General features: G+C 62.1%; 11 protein-coding genes. 5 read left to right on the top strand and 6 right to left on the bottom strand.

All coding sequences use genetic code 11. The annotated features are described in order from the left end of the window. The 3 genes from M2497_RS16975 to M2497_RS16965 all read right to left on the bottom strand — a co-directional run bounded on the left by M2497_RS16975 (position 1) and on the right by M2497_RS16965 (position 9,121). Positions 1-4,794 carry an RHS repeat-associated core domain-containing protein gene (locus M2497_RS16975; RefSeq protein WP_248488221.1) on the bottom strand — a complete coding sequence of 1,598 codons (4,794 nt, stop codon included), beginning with the start codon at positions 4,792-4,794 and terminating at the stop codon, positions 1-3. Between the two features lie 134 nt (positions 4,795-4,928). Further along, positions 4,929-8,012, bottom strand: coding sequence for an efflux RND transporter permease subunit (locus M2497_RS16970; protein ID WP_248481795.1), 3,084 nt, complete (start codon positions 8,010-8,012; stop codon positions 4,929-4,931). 2 nt (positions 8,013-8,014) lie between these two features. After that, positions 8,015-9,121, bottom strand: a complete 1,107-nt coding sequence (locus M2497_RS16965; protein ID WP_248481793.1) for an efflux RND transporter periplasmic adaptor subunit — start codon at positions 9,119-9,121, stop codon at positions 8,015-8,017. Between the two features lie 101 nt (positions 9,122-9,222). On the opposite strand from M2497_RS16965, the gene M2497_RS16960 reads away from it, so the two are divergent. From M2497_RS16960 to M2497_RS16950, 3 genes are all read left to right on the top strand, one after another. Next, positions 9,223-10,428: a multidrug effflux MFS transporter gene (locus M2497_RS16960; RefSeq protein ID WP_248481792.1), complete on the top strand. Its 1,206-nt coding sequence runs from the start codon at positions 9,223-9,225 to the stop codon at positions 10,426-10,428. Between the two features lie 76 nt (positions 10,429-10,504). Continuing rightward, the gene (locus M2497_RS16955; RefSeq protein ID WP_248481790.1) at positions 10,505-11,365 is read left to right on the top strand and encodes a pirin family protein; all 861 of its coding nucleotides are present in this window, start codon (positions 10,505-10,507) and stop codon (positions 11,363-11,365) included. A gap of 68 nt (positions 11,366-11,433) precedes the next feature. Then, the gene (locus tag M2497_RS16950) at positions 11,434-12,879 is read left to right on the top strand and encodes a mechanosensitive ion channel family protein (protein WP_248481788.1); all 1,446 of its coding nucleotides are present in this window, start codon (positions 11,434-11,436) and stop codon (positions 12,877-12,879) included. Positions 12,880-12,914: 35 nt separating this feature from the next. Here the strand turns inward: M2497_RS16950 and M2497_RS16945 are convergent, their stop codons facing one another. Continuing rightward, the gene (locus M2497_RS16945) at positions 12,915-14,018 is read right to left on the bottom strand and encodes a DSD1 family PLP-dependent enzyme (protein ID WP_248481786.1); all 1,104 of its coding nucleotides are present in this window, start codon (positions 14,016-14,018) and stop codon (positions 12,915-12,917) included. A gap of 70 nt (positions 14,019-14,088) precedes the next feature. On the opposite strand from M2497_RS16945, the gene M2497_RS16940 reads away from it, so the two are divergent. Continuing rightward, positions 14,089-14,715 (top strand): PAS domain-containing protein, encoded by a 627-nt coding sequence (locus tag M2497_RS16940; RefSeq protein WP_058426907.1) that lies wholly within the window; start codon positions 14,089-14,091, stop codon positions 14,713-14,715. Here the strand turns inward: M2497_RS16940 and M2497_RS16935 are convergent. Further along, positions 14,703-15,083 (bottom strand): RidA family protein, encoded by a 381-nt coding sequence (locus M2497_RS16935; protein ID WP_248481784.1) that lies wholly within the window; start codon positions 15,081-15,083, stop codon positions 14,703-14,705. The two genes, M2497_RS16940 and M2497_RS16935, sit on opposite strands and share 13 nt — an antisense overlap. Continuing rightward, positions 15,080-16,045: a threo-3-hydroxy-L-aspartate ammonia-lyase gene (locus tag M2497_RS16930; protein ID WP_248481782.1), complete on the bottom strand. Its 966-nt coding sequence runs from the start codon at positions 16,043-16,045 to the stop codon at positions 15,080-15,082. Before M2497_RS16930 ends, M2497_RS16935 begins: the two co-directional genes overlap by 4 nt. A 113-nt stretch (positions 16,046-16,158) precedes the next feature. On the opposite strand from M2497_RS16930, the gene M2497_RS16925 reads away from it, so the two are divergent. After that, positions 16,159-16,776: an LpxA family transferase gene (locus M2497_RS16925; RefSeq protein ID WP_248481780.1), complete on the top strand. Its 618-nt coding sequence runs from the start codon at positions 16,159-16,161 to the stop codon at positions 16,774-16,776. Positions 16,777-16,853 lie beyond the last annotated feature (77 nt).

The raw sequence follows: 16,853 nt of genomic DNA, 5'->3' as shown, positions 1-16,853 counted from the left end.
TCACTTCGGGAAAGCGGTGAATGGTCGAGTCGGATTGTGTCGATCAAATCTGATTTCTGCTCTGTCCATGTTTTCAATGTATCTGGGGTTGTTCAAGTCCCCGGTATTAGGTTTATAGCCTCGCCCGGCCCCAGGCAGTTCGACCACGACCACTGGGTTGCCTGCATTATCCAAACCTGTGGGAGATGGCGAATCGCCCTGCATCCTGCCCAAGGCCTTGTTTATAGCGTGGAGTTGCATTTTCCAAGAGTTAAATTGGGAGCTGGAGCTGATATACCCGCTCTCCCCAGTCGTTGGATTTGTTCCATCAATAGATCGTTGTTTTAACGCGCTATCTGGTATCTCTGGGCCATGCTTTTCAACCGTATGCATATCGTATTCCTGCTCCCAGCTCAGCACCCTTCGTTTTGCATTTGCCTCTGTCAGTGCATCTATTCTCGACTGTCCATTAGTTCGCGGTAGTTGAGGTAGAGCAGGTGCGCCTTCATCGACGTTAGGCCTCCGAAGGGTAGGAGGAACGTTAGGTTTACACTCGTCGCCAGGGCAGCTACTTAAGCCCAGCGGATCTACCCATCCGGTAGGGTTAGGCACGTACTGGTACGCATTGATCCCACCCGCCAGCTTCACCGGATCCGGCGTCAGGTAACGGCCAACATCCGGATTGTAGTAGCGATGGCGGTTGTAGTGTAGCCCGCTTTCCTGATCGAAATACTGACCCTGGAAGCGCAGCGGGTTGTCGATTTTTCCGATGTCGATGCGGCTGATTTCGCCGTAGGCACGGTAATGCGTAGACCAGACGATTTCGCCATCCGGGGCAGTGAGTTCCTGTGGGGTGCCGAGGTGGTCGAGTTGGTAGTGGTAGGCCTTGGTTTCCTTTGGACCGAAACCTTCCAATAAAGCCAGCGGGCGAAAGCTGTCCGGTTCGTAGAGGTAGCTGCGGTGCCGATCCGCGTGGTGTTCGGCGATGAGTTTGTCGCCTTGCCAGAAGAATTCGGTCGTAATCCCATCTACGGTTTTACTGATACGCCGCCCAAACGGGTCGTAGCGGTAGCTGGCAGTCTGGCCGTTGGGCGTCTTAACGCCGATCAGACGATGCTGGCAGTCGTAGCGGTATTCGGTGACGAGTGCGTGGCCCTTACCGCGGCGTTCGCGAATCAGGTTGCCGAAGGCGTCATAGTCGTAATGGTGGTCGCCCTGGATCATCAGGCGGTTGCCGGCGACGATGTCGGGGCCGGGGCGGTTTTGCATGAGCAGGTTGCCGGCCGGGTCGTGGCCGAAGCGTTCCTGTTCGTCTTGGGAGTGGTCGGCGCGGGTGAGGCGGTTGAGTGGGTCGTAGTGGTAGCGGTGTTCGCCTTTGCGGGTGTCGAGCAGGCGGGTTAGGTTACCGGATTTGTCGTAGTCGTAATGACGGCGGTAGAGCGGGCCTTCGGCATCAACGATGCTCTGGTTGAACAGGCGTCCCTGGTGGTCGTGTTGGTAGTGGCTGAGCAATTGGCCTTGTTGGCGTTGCTGTTCGCGGCCGGCCTTGAACAGGTGTGAGGTAAGTACAACGCCGTTCAGTTCGACGGTGGTGAGGTGGCCGCCTTTGTCGTGATTGAGGGTGAGGCGGTTGTTGTCCGGCAGGCGCAGGTTTTGCAATCGGCCGTAGGCGTCGTAGGCGTAGCGCAGCGTGCCCCAGCCTTGGTGTTCGGCGGTGAGGCGGTTTTGGCTGTCGTACTCGTAGGCCAGGGACCAGTGGCCGTCTTCGACACTTAGGAGATTGCCCTGGCGGTCGTAGGCGTAATCGACGGTATTGCCATCGGGCAGGGTTTTTCTGATGAGGCGTCCGGCATGGTCGCGCTCGTAGCGGGTAACCAGCTGACTGCCGTCATCGCCGTGTTCGGTCTTTTCCGAAAGGTTGCCATTAAGGTCGTAAACGTAAGCGGTGCGCTGGCCGTCAAACCCGGTTTCCTGCTGGATCAGGCCGTTGTTGTGGTACTGGAGCCGGTAGGTCTCGCCAACTTCGTTTTCGATTTCGGTCAGCAGTAACCGCGCGTTGTCGTAGCGGTAGTTGACCTGGCTGCCATCGGCATTGATACGGCGGCTGATCAGGTGCAGGCCGTCGGCGTATTCGTAGCGGGTGATGTTCCCGAGTTCATCGCGCTCGGCGGTGATTTTTCCGTAAGCGTTGTAGGTATATTTACGCGTGTCGCCGCTCGGAAAGACGACCTGGACTGACCGCCCAACGTCGTCCCACTGATACTGGGTCAGCGCGCCATGCTCATCCTCACGCGCAATCTGTCGCCCAAGGTCGTCATAGCGATAACGCTTGATCCCGCCATTGGGCAATTGCTCCTCAAGCAACTGCCCACGCTCGTTCCACACCAGCCGCTGACAGCTTTGATCCGGGTACCAAACCCCAACCAATTGTCCGTATTTGTTGTAGCTGTAGTCAGTAGCGTTGCCATCAGGATCGGTCTTGCGAATGACATCGCCCTGATCATTGCGCTCATACTTCCAAACCGCCTGACCCCGCCTTACAACCCGTACGAACCCGTTGTCATGCTCGTAGGTCGTCGGCTCATCGTCCCCCGGAAACACCGCCACCAAGCGCCCGGCTTCGTCGTACTGATACGCGGTGATCGCCCCGAGCGGATCCTGCTCAACGGTCAGCCGGCCTTGGTCATCGTAGGATTTAAAGTGCTCGGCGCCATCCGGATCGACACGATGCACCAGCCGCGCCCGCTGGTCATGTACGTAGACTTCCTGGCTACCATCGGCGTTAAACACCGTGACCTGGCCGTTGTCATCCCAGGCATAGCGCGTGTCCATCTGCGAGAAACTCGCCCAATGCCGCACACACCGCGCCGTCTTGCCAGACCGTTCCCATTCCCAGAAAAAGCTCGCCCCACCGGCCAAGCCGCGCTCAAGAATGATGTGCTGTTCGTCGTACCGATAAACCTCGCTTTCGCCGATGGCATTGGTCGCGCAAATCAGTCGTCCAGCTTCGTCGTAGGTGTAGGAAACAACGGTCTGTTCCGTCACCCACTCAAACGGCTCGAGACCTTTAGCCCGATGAACCTGATAGTCCACCGCCACGATGCGGCCCGACGCATAGCGCAACCAAAGCGAACGCCCGACACCGTTATCCACCCGCTCAACACGCCCCAGAAAATCCCGAGTGATACGCAGCCGGTTGTCATACGCATCGCTGATCGCCGTCAGCACACCGTCGCGGAAGTGGTAGAAACGTGACGCCTGCGCCAGCACCAGTTCATCGGGCGCAGCACCCAAATAGATCGCCGCTTCGGCCAGGCTATTGGTGATCGCAGGTCGAGAGGCAGTAGGCAAGGGCAGGGTGGTCGACCGATTCTCATGATCGGTCCAAACCACCGAATCACCCTCAACCACCAGCCGATGCGCCAGCGAGTGACTCCAGCCAAACCCCAGCCCGCAATCCATTTTCACCGCACTGGTGCGGTACAACCGGGTCCACTCAAACGGCAAGATCCCGTCCAGCGTCCCATCGGTAAGGGTCAGCAATTCCTCGCCGGTGACCATCGACACCGGGCAGCCGTTGGTAACGGTTTTGTCCGAAGATGCCGCCGCATCCCCATTCGGGTTGCGAGCAGAAACCGGCACGTCATCCACGGTCTCCTGCCGCACCAGCACGGTTCGCTGGGACTTGCTGCGCACCGCAGGCACCGCGTTGGCAACCACCTGATCCCCAGCCTTCAACGGCACATCCGGAACCACCCTGATCGGCGTCGCACGACTCCCCAGCAGCAACGGCCTGGCCGCCTCGACATGCGCGTCCAACCGAGGCCCGACCAACTGTTCTGCGAGCATCTCCAGCCACTGGCGAGCCCGGCCAGACTTGATGTGACTCGTCACCTGAGCACCCAGGCGCAGGGTCACCCCCATGGCGCCCGCGACCCTCACCAACAGCAGACCTATCAACACGTCGCCGGTGATTTCCCCCATCACCTCGCTCATCGCTTGCGGCGGCAACATCCGTATCCAACTGCAGATCGCCGACAGGTAGATAAACATCAACGGCTCATCGCTGAGCACGAGCAGGCCCTGGGCGATGGCGTCTTTGCCCAGTTTCAGCAGTTCATCCAGTTCGGCCTGGGAGACGTACTGCAGCAACTTCTGGCTGTTGCTCTGGAGGTCCGCCAGCAGCTCGGACAGTTGTGTGAAATTGTCCCAAAGGCTGTAAAGCGCCTTACCCATTCCATTAAGAAACGCCTTCTCCAGCAGCCTGCGTTGATCAAGCGGGCTGGCGTCTGTGTAGTCTTTCCACTGGGCTTCGAAGGTGTTTTTCCACTCCTCGCGCAGGCGTGCGTCCAATGCATCAATCACCGATTGATAGGATGCATACAGTGCCTTGACGTGGTCCTTGGAAACGTTGGGATAGAAGCTGACCCGGTATGGCTGGTCGCGCTCACACTCGTCGATTTCGAGAATGCCGCTCGGGCCGATGGTTTTGTGGATCGGCTCGCCCAGTGGCCCGCCGTTGGGGTCGACACGCTGCAACATCACCGGCGTGTTGCCGATGGGTACGAACTGCGTGCTTTGGAACAGGTGCACCAGGGTCAACTTGCCGTTGGCCTGGCAAGTCGCAACGGTGGTGCTTGGGTATAGAGAACGATTGATCGGCGCGACCAGCGCCACTTCATCCCCGACCTTGAAGACTTGCTCGACATCCAGCGCCGACAAGCTCCAAAAGCTTGAAGCCCATGCGTCAAAGGTGTTCAGGCATTCCCGGAAATCGCGAAAGACGCTTTCGACATCGACCGTCTTCACATCCATTGGGGTCAGGGCCAGCCTGCCAATGGCCGGGTTCAAGAAACAGCTCCAACAACCAGAAAGTCCATTTGCAATCCCTCGCACTGTGTAGTCAGGCGAGGGACTTTGCGGACCTTTTCAGGGGAGGGGAGTAGAGCTTATCCGGCGGTTACGTGGGACGTTTCGACAACGCTCGTCTTCTCTCGCCCCAACACCAGGCTGCACAGTGCCGGCAAGAACAACAGCGTCAACAGCGTGCCCACCAACACCCCACCGATCAGCACGTAGGCCAGGGACGACCAGAACACCGACAACGTCAGCGGAATAAACGCCAGCGCCGCCGCCAGCGCGGTCAGGATCACCGGCCGTGCACGCCGCACGGTGGCCTCGACGATCGCCTCGCGAATGGCCATGCCGTGGTCCTGGTTCTGACGGATCTGGTCGGTGAAGATCAGCGTGTTGCGCATCAGGATCCCGCCAATCCCGATCAAGCCCAGGATTGCATTGAACCCGAATGGCTGGTTGAACAGCAGCAAGGTCGGCACCGCTCCGATCAAACCCAGTGGGGCGGTGGCGAAGACCATGAACATCACACCGAACGAGCGCACCTGGAACATGATCACCGTGAGCGTCAGCAGGATCATGATCGGGAACAGCGCGGCCAGGGCGACGTTGGCCTTGGCGCTTTCTTCCACCGGGCCGCCGATGTCGATCTGGTAGCCGGCCGGCAGCTTGGCGATCAGCGGTTGCAGGTCTTTGTACACGGCCATTTCCACGTCCGGCGGTTGCACGCCGTCGATGATGTCGGCGCGTACTTCGACGGTGGTCGCGCGGTTGCGGCGCTTTAGGATCGGTTCTTCCATCTCCGCCTGGAAATGCCCGACCTGGGCCAGCGGCACGGAGGTGCCGGCGCTGTTGGTGAGGGTCATGTTGTTGAGGTTGCCGAGGTCTTCGCGTTGGCTGCCCTGGGCGCGGGCGACCACGGACACAGTGCGGTTGCCTTCGCGCACCTCGGTGATGGGGTTGCCACTGAGCAACGCGTTGAGCTGGGATTTGACCTCGTTGGGGGTGAAGCCCAGCAGACGCAGGCGGTCTTGGTCCAGCACCAGACGATACCCGCTGGTGCGCTCGCCCCAATCGAGGAAGGCATCCTTGGTCAGCTTGTTGGCGGCGACGACCTTGCGCACGTCTTCGGAGATGCCACGCAGCACATCCACATTCGGGCCGGAGACACGGAACACTACCGGGAACGGCACGGGCGGGCCGAACAGCAGTTGCGTGACGCGCACCCGTGCCGCCGGGAACTCACCGGCCGCAATCCGCTCGCGCATGCGCAGTTTCAATGCATCGCGGGCATGGGAATCCGGGGTCTGCACGATCAGTTTGGCAAACGCCGGGTCCGGCAGTTCAGGGTTCAGCGACAGGAAAAAGCGTGGCGCACCGCCGCCCACATAGGTGTCCACCATCGTGGTTTGCGGCTCTTGCAGCAGAGCTTTCTCCAACTGTGCGGCCACCGCTTCGGTGCTCTTGAACGCACTGCCCGGCGGCATGTACACCTCAAGAATCAGCTCGGAACGGTCGGAGTTGGGAAAGAACTGCTTCTTCACCACGCCCATGCCCAGCACGCACAGCACAAACGCGGCCACCACCAGCCCGGTCACCAGCCAGCGCCCACGCACGCAGGCTTCCACCAGCGTGCGCAGTTTCTGGTAGTAGCGCCCGGCGTAGATCGCGTCATGGCCGCCGGGCACCGGCTTGATCTGCGGCAGCAGCTTAACGCCCAGGTACGGTGTGAATACCACCGCCACCAGCCAGGACGAAATCAGTGCAAAGCCGACGATCCAGAAGATATTGCCGGCATATTCCCCTGCACCGGAGCGCGCAAAACCCACCGGCAGAAAGCCGATGATCGTCACCAGCGTGCCGGTGAGCATCGGCGCCGCCGTGGAGCTCCAGGCAAAGGTGGCGGCGTGGATGCGGTCGAAACCTTCTTCCAGTTTCACCACCATCATCTCGATGGCGATGATCGCGTCATCCACCAGCAGCCCCAGGGAAATGATCAACGCGCCCAGGGTAATGCGGTCGAATTCACGCCCGGTGAGCAGCATGATCACAAACACCACCGACAAGGTCAGCGGCACTGCCGCGGCCACCACCAGCCCCACGCGAAAGCCCAGCGCCAGCAGGCTGATGATCATCACCACCGCCAGGGCGACGAAGAATTTCAGCATGAACTCGTTGACCGCCAGGCTGATGTTTTTCGCCTGGTCGGAGACCTTGGCGAAGTTTACCCCCAGTGGCAGGTCGGCCTGGATTTTGCCTTCCTGGGCCTTGAGGCTCTTGTCCAGCTCCAGGCCGTTCCAGTGTTTCTCCATGATCACGCCGAGCATCAGCGCCGGGTCGCCCTGGTGGCGGATGCGGTAGCTGGGCGGGTCTTCATAACCTCGGCTGACGGTGGCCACGTCGGCGATGCGCAGCACGCGGCCGTTGACTTCCAGCGGCACGTTTTCGATCAGTGACAGGCTGTCGAACGCGCCGTCGATACGGATGTAGGCACGGGCGCCGGCGGTCTCGACGAAGCCCGACGGCGCCACAGCGTTTTGCGCGGCCAACGCCGAAAAAATCTGCTCCGGCTTGATGCCCAGCGTCGCCAGGCGCTCATAGGAAAACTCGACGAACACCCGTTGCGCCTGTTCGCCGAGGATATTGACCTTCTTCACCCCCGGCAGGTTGAGGAAACCCTGGCGCAATTCTTCGGCCATCTGCACCTGTTGCCGATGGGGCAGGTGCTCGGCCTCCAGGGCGTACAACGCGAAGTACACATCGGAATATTCATCGTTGAAAAACGGCCCGATCACGCCCTTGGGCAGTTTGGCGGCTTCATCGCTGAGTTTTTTGCGGGTCTGGTAGAACAGGTCCTGGATTTCACTGGGCCGCGTGGATTCCTTGTAGGTCATGCGCATCGACACGAAACCCGGCTGGGCGATGGTCTCGACGCGGTCGTAGTAGTCCAGTTCCTGCAGGCGCTTTTCCAGGCGGTCGGCCACTTGCTCCTGCATTTCCTGGGCGGTGGCGCCGGGCCAGGCGGCAGTAATGGTCATCACCTTGACGGTGAAAGACGGGTCTTCGGCGCGCCCGAGCTTGCCAAACGAAAACACCCCGGCGGCGAGGATCGCAATGATCAGGAACAACGTGACCGCACGGTGCTTGACCGCCAGTTCAGAGAGGTTGATACCGCGCATGCTCAGTTGTCCTGTTTGCGGTTGAGGGCCAATGCCTGGGCGGGCAGCAGGCGTACGGCGTCACCCTCGTGCAGCAGGTGTGCACCCAGGGCGACGACGATTTGGCCGGGCGCTACGCCGCTGTCGAGCAGCGCGTCTTCCTGGCCGAGGCTGGCGACTTTCACCGGGGCGAAGCTGATCGTGTCATCTGCACCGATCACCCACACGCCAGTGCCTTGCCCGGCGTCCTGCAAGGCGCCGATGGGCACGCGGGTTTGCGCGGCCTGGCCGTTGCCTTGCAGGCGCACGGTGATGGTCGAGCCGAGGGCGAAACGCTCGATGGTGCCATGCAACACGTAGCGAGCGCGGTAGGTACGGGTAGTCGGGTCGGCGCTGGCGGACAGTTCGCGCAGAGTGGCGGTCACCGCCTGGTCGGGGGCGCCGAAGGGGAAGGCCAGGGCTTTCTGCGAAGCTTGGTCGCGCTGGTTTTCCGGCAGGTTGACGATGGCTTCACGGGCTCCGTCGTGGGCCAGGCGCGCAACGATCTGTCCTTCGGCGACCACCTGGCCGCGGTCCACCCGCACGTCGGTGATGATGCCGTCGCCATCGGCCTTGAGCACCGAGTAAGTGCGGCGGTTTTCGATCTGGCTGGCGTCGGATTGCGCCGCGGCCAGCTCGGCTTCGGCCACCCGCAGGTTGGTCGCCGACTGGTCGAAGATCTGCCGCGACACGGCGCCGGTGCTGGCCAGGCGCTGGTAGCGGTTTTCGTCGTCACGGCGTTGGCGCAGTTGGGCCTGGGCGGCGGTGACGCGGTTTTTCGCCGAGCGCAGGGCCAGTTCGAAGTCGCCGATGTCCAGTACCAGCAGGGTGTCGCCTCGGGACACGTGCTGGCCGGGGTCGACCTTGCGTTCGATGACCTTGCCGCCGACGCGGAAGCCCAGGTCGCTTTCGGTACGTGCCGCGACCACGCCGGTATAGGCGCTTTGCTGGGTGCCGGCCGCTTCGACTTTGGCGGCCAGGACCGGGCGAGGTTGAGGCACTTCGGCGGCGGTGTCGGCCTTGCTGTTGCAGCCATTGAGGACGATCAACAGGGCCAGGGGCGTGAGAAGACGCAGGGGGAGAGGGTGCATGGCGGGCTCCGGGGTAACCATTGGGCAAAAAATTATGGACATAATTTTTTACGCATATTATGGTCGAAATATAAATTAATCCAGCCCCCCGGATGTTCCCCATGACAAACGCCCCGGCCCCATCGCGAAGCTTGCTGTTTTTACTGGTGGCCCTGACGGCACTGGGTGAGGTCTCGACCCAATTGATCATTCCCGGCCTGGGTGCCATCGAGCAGGCGCTGGTCGCGCCGGCAGGTTCGGCACTGATGGCGTTGTCGGCATTTGTCGCCGCTTTCGGCCTTGGGCAACTGTTGTTCGGCCCGCTGTCGGACCGTATTGGTCGGCGCCCGGTGCTGATTGGCGGCCTGGCGCTTTACGTGCTGGCGACGTTGTCGATGCTGCTGGTCCACGACATTCACCAGTTCATTGCCGCCCGCGTGCTGCAAGGCCTGGGCGCCTGCGCCGCGCTGGTACTGGCGCGCACGGTGGTGCGGGATGTGTGGAAGGCCGAAGCCGGGCCGGCCCTGGCGTTGACCATGATCGGCATGCTCTACGCCATCGTGGTGGCGCCGATGGTCGGTGGCCTGCTGATCAAACTGTTCGGCTGGCACGCACCAATCCTGCTGGCGCTGGCGATTGGCAGCGTGGTGCTGTTGCTGGCGTTGCTGTTTTTTCGCGAGAGCAACCACTCGCTCGATCCCAAGGCCGGTCACTGGCGCACCCTCGGCGGGCAATACCTGGACCTGCTCAAGGGCCGCCAGTACCGGGCGTTCGCCGTGGCGCTGGCGTGCACCTATGGCGCCATGTTTGCGGTGATCGCCGGTTCGTCGGCGGTGTTCATCAACCTGCTGGGCTTCAGCAGCCTGGAATACGGCCTCAATTTTGGCCTGATTGTGTCGATGCTGATCGTGGGGTCCACCTATACCCGCCGCAACATCATGCGCCTGGGGCCGCAGCGGATTGTAGCGATGGGCGTGACGATGGTGGCGGTTGGCGGGGTGTCGGCCGTGGTGATTTATGAACTGTTCGGCCTGTCGGTGCTCGGCCTGGATATTCCGATTGCCCTGGTCACCCTGGGTGGTGGCCTGGTGTTGCCGGGCGCGGTCACCGGCGGGGTAATGCCCAATGCGCATCGCGCGGGCCTGGCAGCGGGGCTGATGGGGTTTGCGCAGATGTTCGGTGCGACTTGCAGCGGCATCCTGCTCAGCCAGCTGCGTGACGGCAGTGCCGCGCCGATGATCATCATCCAGGCTGGCTTTGCGCTGACGGCCTACGTGGCGTTTCACCTGCTGCGCCAACGTCAGGTCAAGGGATTGTCCTATACGTAGGACGAACAGGGCTGCTTTTGCCGGCTAGTGCTCAACGGCGGGCAGCCTTATGGTGTATGCACTTTGGAGGTACACCATGAAAAAGCTTATCGGCATCTACACCAGCCCCCGCGCCCATTGGGTCGGCGACGGCTTTCCGGTGCGCACGCTGTTTTCCTACGACGCCATGGGCAAGCACATCAGCCCATTCCTGTTGCTGGACCACGCCGGTCCGGCCGATTTCACCCCGACTGAGCAACGTCGCGGCGTCGGCCAGCATCCTCATCGCGGCTTTGAAACCGTGACCATCGTCTACGACGGCGAAGTCGAACACCGCGACTCCACCGGTGCCGGTGGCACCATCGGCCCCGGCGACGTGCAATGGATGACCGCCGCCAAAGGCATCCTCCACGAAGAGTTCCACTCCGCAGCCTTCGCCCGCCGAGGCGGTGCGCTGGAGATGGTGCAGCTGTGGGTCAACCTGCCGGCCAAGGACAAAATGGCCGAAGCCGGCTACCAGACCCTTGTCGATGGCGACATCCCGGTATTGCCCCTGGCCAACGACGCCGGGCGGCTGCGCCTGATTGCCGGTGAGTTTGCCGGCACCCGAGGCCCGGCCCGCACCTTTACGCCGATTGATGTGTGGGACCTGCGCCTCAACCCTGGCAAGCCCGTCACCCTGGACCTGCACGAGGGGCGCAACACCGCGCTGGTGATCCTGCGCGGCACAGTGCTGGTCAATGGCGAGGAAGTCGCGCGCCAGGGGCAATTGGCGTTGTTCGAGCGGGAGGGCAGCCAGCTCACGCTGGAGTCCAATGACGACGCCAAGGTGCTGCTGCTCAGCGGTGAGCCGATTGACGAGCCGATCGTCGGGCATGGGCCGTTTGTGATGAACACCGAGCAGGAGATTCATCAGGCATTCGCCGACTTTCAGTCGGGTCGTTTCGGGCAGATGTAAGCACACCCGCTATACCCTGGCGCGGCATTTCATGCGATCTTCACGGCATTCGCCCTGGAGTCGCCTGGATGCCCTCATTTATCGCTGATCACCCGATGCTGTGCGCCCTGGCGCTGATCTTGATCGACATCGCCGTGTGGCGTCTTATTTCAGCCAACCTCGCCAACTGGAAGCTGGCGGCGCGGTTGGTGATCTTTGCGGTGTTCAGCGCCGTGCTGTTCAACGACGGCATGAACCCCATGCAACTGGCGCCCTATGCGGACAACACCGCCTTGCACCTGGCCGCCACGGCATTGCAGATCGGTTGGTGGCTGTTCGCGGCGCGCACGCTGACGGTGTTGCTCGGCACGCTCATGATGCAGCGGGTCGGGCATACCGGCCGCCTGTTGCAGGACCTGATGGGGGCGGTGATCTTCCTGATCGCGATCATTGCCGCCATGGCCTACGTGCTCGACCTGCCTGTCAAGGGCGTGCTCGCCACCTCTGGCGCTGTAGCAATCATTGTCGGCCTGGCGCTGCAAAGTACCTTGAGCGATGTGTTCTCCGGGATCGTCCTCAACACCACCAAGCCTTATCAAATCGATGACTGGATCTCCATCGACGGCACCGAAGGCCGGGTGACGGACATCGACTGGCGCGCCACGCGCCTGCAAACCTCCCAGGGCAGCCTGGCGGTGATTCCCAACTCCCTGGCGGCCAAGGCCAAGATCATCAACTTTTCGCGTCCGGCGGACATGTTCGGCCTGGCGGTCAGCCTGCAGGTCAGCCCGCATGCGCGGCCGCAAACGGTGATCGAAGCGCTGGAGCGGGCGATGCAAGGGTGTCGACCGCTGCTGGGCAAGCCGGCGCCAAGTGTGGCGTTCAAGACGTCGGCCAGCGGTGGCGTCGAGTATGAAATCAGCGGATTCGTGCCGGCCATGGCCCTCAAGCGCGAAGTGCGCAACCAGCTTTACGACCTGGCCTTCCGGCATTTGCAGGCGGCGGGCGTCGGCTTGCTGTCGGCCACTGAAAACAGCGCGCCACCGGCGATGTCCGCGGCGCGCGCGTTACTGGAGCGGTCGTCGATTTTTTCCACCCTGCGCCAGGAAGAGAAAGACACCTTCAGCCAGAACATGACCCTGCACACCTATCGCGCCGGCGAGATGATCCTGCCGGCCGGAGAGGTCAGCGATCATTTGTTCATCGTTGAGTCGGGTGTGGTCTCGGTGATGTTGACCAAGGGCGGGCACAAATTCGAAGCCGGGCGCATGGGGCCGGGGGAGGTGATCGGCGAGGCCGGGATCCTGTCGGATGAGGCCACGCTGGCGGATTTCTCGGCCAAGACGTTCTGCACCCTGTACCGCATCGAGAAGGAATACTTGAAGCCGTGCCTGGATGCGCGCCACGACATCGGCGAAGCGATGAAGGCCTTGCTGGATTTCCGTGTGCACGCCGCGCAGGCCTTGACCCAGGAGGCACCGGTGGTGCCGGTGAAGAAGGGTTTCCTGCAGTGGCTGCGTCAGCGCGGTCTGTGAACTCCAGATCGTGCAGGCACAATCCGCCAGGCGTGTTACCAGCCGCGCAGGCGCTCCCACACCTGTAGTTCGCCGGTCTCAGACACCGCGGTGTAACAGCCGAACTGCGCCCCTGTCGCACACGCATGGTTGGGCAGAATGCGTAGACGTTTGCCCAGTGGGAATTGCGCGACCACATCCACGTCGCGCCTCTGGAACTGCGCCACGCCATGTTCCTGATTGGCGCTGCCCAGCAGCAATCCATCGATGGGCTCGCCGTGTTCATCGCAGACCTGGCCGTAACCAAAATCACGCTTCTGCGCCTGAGTACCGCGATCCCGGCTCATGGCCATCCAGCCCGCGTCGGTGATGATCCAGCCCTTTTCCGGCTGATGGCCGATCACCGTCGTCAGCACGCTCAAGGCCAGTTCATCGGTGCGGCATACGCCGATGTTGTGCATCACCAGATCGAAAAACGCATACACGCCAGCGCGCAACTCGGTGACGCCCTCCAGGCTCACTGCCGACAGCGCGGTGGGGGTGGAGCCGACACTCACCTGTGCGCACGGCATCCCGGCAGCGCGAATATGCTCGGCCGCTTCCACGCACCGTGCGCGTTCCAGTTCGGCGATGGCCCGCAGGGCTTCGGGCGTGTCCAGCCCGTAGCTTTCGCCGGCATGGGTCAGCACGCCGACCAGGCTGTCGCCGAGCAGCCGGGCAATCTCCAGCAAGCGCGGGTCCTGCGGCTTGACACCGGAGCGGTGGCCGTCGCAATCGATCTCGATCATCACCGCAAAGGTTTCGCCATGCTCGCGGCCGAAGTCGATGATGGCCTGGGCACCGGCAAGGCTGTCGGTGATCAGCGTCAACGCGCAACCCCGGCGACGCAAGGCCAGGGCCTGAGGCAATTTGTGCGGGGCCATGGCCACGGCGTAGAGGATGTCGTGGATGCCCAGGTCGAAGAAATACTCGGCTTCCTTCAGCGTTGAAACGGTGATGCCGCGGGCGCCTGCTGCGATTTGCGCGGCGACCACTTCAGCGCACTTATGGGTTTTGACATGGGGGCGCAGGTGCACGCCGAGGGCATTGGCACGCTGCTGCATGCGCTGGATATTGCGCTGCATTTTCAGCGTGTCGATCAATGCGGCGGGGGTATCCATGGTGCGGGCTCCACAATGAGGGGCAGGGGGTAAATTGACGCCCTGTCCAGGACTGGATATGTTGTCTTGCATGAAAAACACCTCTCCCAACGATACTCACTTGATCAGCCAGCTCGAACAGATCGCCGAGGGCTTGAGCAAGACCTTCAGCCCCTTCTGCGAAGTGGTGCTGCACGACTTGCGCGACCCCCGGCACTCGATCCTGGCCATCCACAACAACCTTTCAGGGCGTGCGCCCGGCGACCCGACCACCGAACTGGGCCTGGCACGCATTGCCGACCCTGACTACCCGCAAGTCATCGCCAACTACCAGAACCAGTTCAGCGACGGCCGCCAGGTCAAGAGCACCTCCATTGGCATCAAGGGCGCCGGCGGTGAGTACGTCGCGGCCTTGTGCATGAACGTCGACCTCTCGTTGTTCCGTGGCTTGCAAGGCATGCTCGAACAATTCGGCTCGGTCAGCGGCGACAAGCTCATCGAGTCCCTGGACCCTTCCGGCGCCGACGTGATCCGTGCGCGTATCGACCAGTTCGCCGCACGCCTGGCCACTACCCCGCGTGCACTGAAGACAGCCGACCGGCGTGTGCTGATGCAGGAACTCAAGGACTCGGGCTGCCTGGACATCCGCCGGGCCATGGAAACGGTGGCGTCCCATCTGGGCGTGTCGCGTGCGGCGGTCTACACCTACGCCAAGTAGCGCGCCACGGCCTCGATCTCGATCAGGTAACCGTGGTGCAACTCCGGCACCGGCACCACCGCGCGGGCAGGGCGGTGCTCGCCCAGCGCGGCGGCATAGAGGCCATCGAAGGCCGGCCAATGCTCGACGCCGGCTACGTACACGGTGACCTTCACCAGGTCTTGCGCGGTTCCGCCGGCGGCGTTGAGGATGGCCAATAAATTATCCAGGGCAATTTGCGCCTGTTCGGCAAACGGCGCCATCAGGTTATGCCGCCCATCCGGGCTCACCGGCAATTGGCCGGAGATGTACAGCGTGTCGCCGTGGCGGATGGCTTGTGAGTAATGGCCGGCAGGCTGGGCCGCATGGGCGGTCTGGATGATCTTCATGAGGCCTCGCACAACAGGGCGGCGTACTTCTCGATATCGACGTTGCCACCGGTGACGATAATGCCCACGCGCTGGCCCTTGAAGCGGTCGCCCTGTTTGAGCAACGCGGCCAACCCCAGGCAGCCGGTGGGCTCGACCACCATTTTCATGCGTTGCATAAAGAACTTCATGGCGCCGACCAACTCGGCATCCGACACGGTGAGGATGTCGTTGACCTGGTCGCGGATGATCGGGAAGGTGCAGTTGCCCAGGTGCTGGGTCTGGGCACCGTCGGCAATGGTCGCCGGCGTGTCGATGTGCACGATGCTGCCGCTGCGGAACGAGCGCTGGCCGTCATTGCCGGCTTCGGGTTCCACACCATACAACTGGCAATCCGGCGCCAGGGCACGGGTCGACAACGCCGTGCCCGAGAGCATGCCGCCGCCACCCAGGCCAACGAACAATCCATCCAGCGGGCCGGTGAATTCCAGCAGTTCGTTGGCGGCGGTGCCTTGCCCGGCAAGGATATGCGGGTGGTCGTAGGGCGGGATCAGCGTCAGGCCCTGCTCGGTGGCCAGGTCGCGGCCAATCTGTTCGCGGTCCTCGGTGAAGCGGTCATACAGCACCACACTGGCGCCGTAGCCACGGGTCGCCGCGACCTTGGCCGCCGGCGCATCGCTGGGCATCACGATGGTTGCCGGCATACCCAATAACTGCGCCGCCAGGGCAATGCCCTGGGCGTGGTTGCCAGACGAGAACGCCACCACCCCGGCCTTGCGCTGCTGTGCATCGAACTGCGACAGCGCATTGAACGCACCCCGGAACTTGAAGGAACCGGTGCGTTGCAGGTTCTCGCACTTGATGAACACCTGGGCGCCGGTCAGTGCGTCGAGGGTGCGTGAGGTGAGCACTGGGGTGTGATGGGCGACACCCTCCAGGCGCTGGGCGGCGGAAATGACGTCGAGGTAAGTCGGCAATGGCATAGGGCGGACCTCATTGGCTGGTATGGATAAAATATCTATATCAAGACAAATAGTAAAGGTTGGTTTGTGCATGTTAGCGTTTTGCACTTCTCTGACCGCTGGAGGATTCAACATTGATCCGCTTCACCGACTACATCGCCGACCTCTCCCAATCTCCGCTTGCACCGTGGGCTGACCTCGCGCCCTGGGCGCTGGCCGCTCAGGCGCCTGCTGTTGTGCGTCAGTTGCTGGCTGAACTGCCGGGCGACGATTACATAATTGAGGATGAAATCGCGGTCCACCGCACTGCCACCGTAGAAGCGGGCGCCTTGCTCAAGCCGCCCCTGATCATCGGCGCCCATTGCTTCATCGCCAGCGGCTCACTGCTGCGCGGAGGCTGCTGGCTGGATGCACATTGCATCATCGGCCCGGGCGCCGAGTTGAAGATCTCCTTCATGTTCAGCGGCAGCAAGCTGGCGCACTTCAATTTCGTCGGTGATTCGGTGCTGGGGCACGGCATCAACCTGGAGGCGGGGAGCATCGTCGCCAACTACCGTAACGAGCGTGATGACAAGGAGGTGCGAGTGCGGGTCGACGGTACCTTGCAGCGCACCGGTTGCGACAAGTTTGGCGCGCTGCTCGGCGACCAGTGCCGTATCGGCGCCAATGCGGTGTTGGCGCCGGGGGCGGTGCTCAAGCCTGCCAGCGTGGTGGGACGCGGGCAGGTGTTTGATGCTGAAGCCTCCCTATAAACACCGCGTTGAAAAGATCATGGTCAGTCGGCACGATATTAAATAGAATGAATCTCATTTGAGACTCACTCGCGCCG

This window comes from Pseudomonas sp. CYM-20-01, from assembly GCF_023169845.1.
Lineage (GTDB): Bacteria > Pseudomonadota > Gammaproteobacteria > Pseudomonadales > Pseudomonadaceae > Aquipseudomonas > Aquipseudomonas azotoformans.
This window is presented reverse-complemented; position numbering and strand designations above follow the sequence as displayed.